Annotated in this window: 6 protein-coding genes and 1 tRNA gene; 2 read left to right on the top strand and 5 right to left on the bottom strand. The window is 30.9% G+C overall.

Going from position 1 to position 4,744, the window contains the following annotated elements:
* The first annotated feature begins 157 nt into the window (after positions 1-157).
* Positions 158-460 (top strand): DUF4298 domain-containing protein, encoded by a 303-nt coding sequence (locus tag RQ907_RS07685; protein WP_311492787.1) that lies wholly within the window; start codon positions 158-160, stop codon positions 458-460.
* A 41-nt stretch (positions 461-501) separates the two neighbouring features.
* Here RQ907_RS07685 and RQ907_RS07680 read toward each other — a convergent pair whose 3' ends face one another.
* The 3 genes from RQ907_RS07680 to RQ907_RS07670 all read right to left on the bottom strand — a co-directional run bounded on the left by RQ907_RS07680 (position 502) and on the right by RQ907_RS07670 (position 2,485).
* Positions 502-1,239 carry an ECF transporter S component gene (locus RQ907_RS07680; RefSeq protein ID WP_311492786.1) on the bottom strand — a complete coding sequence of 246 codons (738 nt, stop codon included), beginning with the start codon at positions 1,237-1,239 and terminating at the stop codon, positions 502-504.
* A gap of 237 nt (positions 1,240-1,476) precedes the next feature.
* Positions 1,477-1,552 (bottom strand) — tRNA-Lys (locus RQ907_RS07675).
* Between the two features lie 57 nt (positions 1,553-1,609).
* Positions 1,610-2,485: a C39 family peptidase gene (locus RQ907_RS07670; RefSeq protein ID WP_311492785.1), complete on the bottom strand. Its 876-nt coding sequence runs from the start codon at positions 2,483-2,485 to the stop codon at positions 1,610-1,612.
* A 126-nt stretch (positions 2,486-2,611) separates the two neighbouring features.
* Between RQ907_RS07670 and RQ907_RS07665 the strand changes: the two genes are divergently transcribed.
* Positions 2,612-3,112: a QueT transporter family protein gene (locus RQ907_RS07665; protein ID WP_311492784.1), complete on the top strand. Its 501-nt coding sequence runs from the start codon at positions 2,612-2,614 to the stop codon at positions 3,110-3,112.
* Positions 3,113-3,152: 40 nt separating this feature from the next.
* On the opposite strand, the gene RQ907_RS07660 is transcribed toward RQ907_RS07665, so the two are convergent.
* Both RQ907_RS07660 and RQ907_RS07655 read right to left on the bottom strand, forming a co-directional pair.
* On the bottom strand, positions 3,153-3,428 hold the full coding sequence (locus tag RQ907_RS07660; RefSeq protein ID WP_311492783.1) for a metal-sensing transcriptional repressor: 276 nt from the start codon (positions 3,426-3,428) through the stop codon (positions 3,153-3,155).
* A gap of 4 nt (positions 3,429-3,432) precedes the next feature.
* Positions 3,433-4,744 (bottom strand): heavy metal translocating P-type ATPase (locus RQ907_RS07655; protein ID WP_311492782.1); only part of this gene is annotated, 1,312 nt, incomplete at its 5' end.

Below are 4,744 nucleotides of genomic sequence, written 5' to 3'. Positions count from 1 at the left end.
GGTGTAACTTATGCTTCAGGAGCTGGGGGACAATACCTTATCTTTTTAAAAAAAGAGGGTATTATCATAGTAGCTTGTAATGGAGGAGACCCAAATAAGGTGCCTGCCATTAAAAATCAACTTGATTCTATAATAAAAAGCTTAAGAGAGGAATAAAATGGATTACAATTACTTAATCAAACACACTGAGACCTATGAAAATTATAAGGAACTTTTAGTAAAGGTTAATGAGATTTTAGATAGATTAGAAAATAACAGGAAAGATTTTGATAAGCTTGTAGAATATTACTACAGCGATCAATTTCAAAAAGATTATGACGATTCTAATGATGGTAAAATTGATCCATCAATTAATCAGGGAATCTTAACAGAAGATGCTATCTACGACCTTATGGGAGATGATTATTATCTTGCCCTAAGATTTTTAGACTTAGCCAATAAAATGATACAACAGAAATAAAAAAAATGCACTCAGGCTTAGAGCTAGAGTGCATTTTTAAATTATTTTCTTCTTTTTCCAAAAGATGTTACAACGGCGCTTGCAACAAGGATTGCAACTATCGCCTCAGGTATAGCGTTTGTTATAAATGCAGAAAAAATTGTTTTTGCTGCAAGATCTGGACTAATACCTATGGCTGATGCATATTTTTGTGCGTAGATTAGGTAAATTAATCCAAGAACTAATCCTGAATTTGTTAGTGTTCCCATAAAGGAGCTTACGGCTATGGCAAAATTTGCTTTTTTATTTTTTACAGATAGATAAAGCATAACACAAGCAATAAGTAAAAATATTATAGAAAATATTTTATTTACTAAAGCAACATTTGTCATAAATGATTTGACAGTTACATATCCTAGGACAATTACAATTATGCTCCAAAACACATTCATAAATAAGCGAAGTTTATTGTTATCCTTATCCTTTAGGCTCTTATAAACAAGACCAGTTACCACACCTATTAAAATTCTTGGCATAATAGAAATAAGTGGGTTGAAAAATACGAAAGAAATTGGACCTGGTCTAGTCATAGCATTGAATATTGAGAAAAATCCAAATATAAGTCCAACAAATCCTCCAACAATAGGCCCTTCGATAATTCCGGCAATAATAACAGGTATATGTAGGCTAGTTATTGTAAGTACGCCTAGGGGAATAAATCCCAGCGGGGTTAAACCCAGCATAATTACAATAGCGCCTAGAATACCAATAGTTGTGAGATCTTTTGTTTTTAATTTCATTAATTCCTCCTTGAATCTCAAACTTTATTATATTATACGGGAAAAATCAAAAAGTAAAGTAAATTTGTAAAAAAAATTTGATGGGCAAAAATTATTGAAAAATCAATATTTTTTAAATAAAGTGAAAAATAAATTATAATTAAATGAAAAATCTTACTTATTTTATTAAAAAAAGAAATTACTTGCAAAAAAAGAAGGCTACTGCCTTCAAATCTTCACTATAAATAGTTCATATAATGGTGCACCATCAGGGATTCGAACCCTGGACGCCCTGATTAAGAGTCAGGTGCTCTACCAGCTGAGCTAATGGTGCATATCGCCTCTCGACTACCTTTATATTGTAACACCACTTATAGTTTATGTCAAGTATTTATTTAGAAAATTTCCAAATTTTTAAAATTTGGTCAGAAATGTCATTATAATCCCATTCTATAATCGAATTTTTTACGCTATTAGGATCATTAATAATAAATTTTCCATTTTGGTAAGAATCAATTACTAAAAGATGGCCGAAAAGAGTGAAATAACCTCTTCCAACAGAAATAAGTAGGGGGCCATTTTCTAATGCTTGTATCATTTTATCCTTATCTAGACTTATATCTTCCACTTCGATATGATATTCTTTGGCTATGTGGGTTATAAAAGCCCAATCCATTCCACCATTGTTCATGAATTTAGTCGCTTTTTGGGCCATTTCATTTGGATATATTGGTTTATTTGTCATCCTTGAAATAATCATCGCTAGAGAAGTTGGGCCACATCCAGAAATTCCGATATTAGTAGGGTAGAGAGTATCATATGCCCACCTATTATCCCATTGAAGGTAGTATGGTGTTTTTCTCTTTAGCTTTACAGATTCACCCTTATAGAAATTAAAATCTGTAAAATTGTGGTTTTTATTGTAGATAAATTCTATAGTATCTGTATCATTTCCTACTAGGTAAGCCTCAATATTATCTAGATTATAAAAATTATCATATACCCATTGAGCTTTTTTATCTTGCTTTGCAGCTTCCTCAACATTTTTTATTATATCTTCCTTAACATCAGATTTTTTCTTTGGACCCATATCATATGTGAAGTCTAGAAAATTTTTTCTATTAAAGGTGTCACTAGCAAGAGATTTTATATCTTCAATTATTTTTACACTTTCTTCATCTATAAAGCCTTTGATATCAATATTAGGCCCCTTTGAACAGGAGCTAAGGCTAAATAGATATATAAGTATTATTAATAGCTTTTTCATAGTTTCATTTTACTAGAAATAAATTTTGCTTCAATTAAATAAAACTTTAAATTTCTTATTTTTAGTATATAATATACGAGTAATGTTTCTTGGCACCCATTACTAAAAAAAATCAAGGAGAAAAAAATGAAAGAAAAGTATTTTAGTTTAGATGATACTAATTATTTAGTAAAATCTGCAGTTGTAGCAGCCTTGTATGCTGTTTTGACAGTTATGTTACCAGTAGCATCCTACGGACCAATTCAATTTAGATTTAGTGAGATATTGGTTTTATTAGTTTTTTACAACAAGAGATTTATACCAGGTCTGGTATTAGGTTGTGCTATTGCAAATTTATTTAGTCCAATGATGTTATTTGATGTTGTCTTTGGTACACTTTCTTCATATATAGCTTTTATGTTAATGAAAAAAGCTAAAAATATTTATGTTGCATCAATATTCCCTGTTTTAATGGTATCTGTACCTGCGATTGGTACTTGGCTAATTTTAGCAAGCAATGAAGTATTTTTAGTTCTTCTAATGCAATTTATGTTAAGTGAATTCGTTATGGTCCCAATCATTGGTGTATTATTATTTAAGATACTTGAAAAAAATGATGGATTCATGTCATATATTTATAATTTTTAAATTAAAAACTCCTCTAGCCTAGGCTGGAGGAGTTTTTAACTTAGATTTTATTAAGTTTATCAATTATTTTTTCTATCTCATCTATTTTCTTTTTGATATCATCTTCGTTTTTTTGTTTAAGACTATCGTAGACGCAGTGTTCTAAATGCCCCCTGAGGACTTCTTTATTGATGTTTTTGAGGATAGAGATAGAGGCCATTAGCTGGTTTGAAATATCAATGCAGTACCTATCTTCTTCTATCATTTTGATTAAACCGTCAATTTGTCCACCAACAGTCTTGAGTTTTCTGATAGCTTTATTCTTATCAGATTTCATTTAATTATTTTATTCCCTTGTAATCATAACCTGCTTCAGTGATTGCATTTTCTATTGTTTTCTCGTCAATATTTCCTTCATAAGAAATTTCTGCGTTTTTGTCATCTAAATTTACTACAACAGAACTAACGCCATCAATATCTTCAAGGGCATTTTTAACGTGCTTAGCACAATTGTTACAGCTCATTCCATCAACATTTACAATCATTTTTTTAATTTCACTCATTTTATTCTCCTTTAATTTATTATTGCTTATATTATTTTCGAAAACTTCTACATCTGATTTAAACCTTCTGAGTCTAAGTGAGTTTAAACATACAAAGACTGAAGAAAAGCTCATAGCAACAGATGCAAACATTGGATTTAAGGTTAGTCCAAATTTAGGATAAAGAAGTCCTGCAGCTAAGGGTATTAGGATGATATTATAAAAGAAGGCCCAGAATAAGTTTTCTTTTATAGTTTTGATAGTTGCCCTTGATAGGTCAATTGATTTCACAAGATCAAGGAGACTGTTTTTTACTAAGACAATATCAGCTGAATCTATAGCTATATCAGAGCCCTTGCCTATGGCTATACCAATATCAGCCCTTGCAAGAGCAGGAGCATCATTAATTCCATCACCTACCATAGCTACTTTTTTATTTTCAGCCTGCAAAGTTTTAACAACCTTGTCCTTGTCTTGAGGTAGGACTTCGGCAAATTTTTTATCAATTTTTAAACTTTTTCTAATGGCTTCTGCAGTTATTTCATTATCCCCAGTTACCATAGTTACTTCATAATTTTCCTTTTTTAGGATATCTATTGCTATTTTTGAAGAATCCTTAGCCATATCTTTGGCAGCAATCATTCCTATTACTTCATTTTCATTTGCAAAATACATTGATGTTTTGCCATCTTTTGATAGCTTTAAATTCTCAGTCTCATAATCATTAAGACTTATATTTTTTTCTTCCATAAGTCTTAGATTACCCGCATAATAAAGATTATTATTTATTATGCCTTTTATTCCTCTACCTGTTATAGATTCAAACTGATCTACAGTCTGCAATTTAATATTTTTTTCTTTTGCATATGTGTTTATTGCATCAGATAAAGGGTGTTCTGATAGGTGTTCTAATGATGCAGCTATTTCTAAGAATGATTTTTCATCCATTCTTGTAACTAGATCTGTGACCACAGGTCGGCCTTCGGTAATAGTGCCAGTTTTATCTAATAGGATCGCATCTACTTTATGAAGATTTTCTAGACTTTCTGCATTTTTAAATAAAAGCCCAAGTTCGGCAGACTTGCCAGTAGCAACCATGATTGCCATAGGT

This window comes from uncultured Anaerococcus sp., assembly GCF_963510575.1.
Taxonomy (GTDB): Bacteria; Bacillota; Clostridia; order Tissierellales; family Peptoniphilaceae; genus Anaerococcus.
Note: the sequence above shows the minus strand (reverse complement) of the source record. Positions and strands in the feature narration are given on the sequence as shown.

Bases quoted from the DNA above. Each gene is read 5' to 3' on its own strand.
- RQ907_RS07685 (WP_311492787.1), top strand. From the start codon at position 158: ATGGATTACAATTACTTAATCAAACACACTGAGACCTATGAAAATTAT.
- RQ907_RS07680 (WP_311492786.1), bottom strand. From the start codon at position 1,239: ATGAAATTAAAAACAAAAGATCTCACAACTATTGGTATTCTAGGCGCT.
- RQ907_RS07670 (WP_311492785.1), bottom strand. From the start codon at position 2,485: ATGAAAAAGCTATTAATAATACTTATATATCTATTTAGCCTTAGCTCC.
- RQ907_RS07665 (WP_311492784.1), top strand. From the start codon at position 2,612: ATGAAAGAAAAGTATTTTAGTTTAGATGATACTAATTATTTAGTAAAA.
- RQ907_RS07660 (WP_311492783.1), bottom strand. From the start codon at position 3,428: ATGAAATCTGATAAGAATAAAGCTATCAGAAAACTCAAGACTGTTGGT.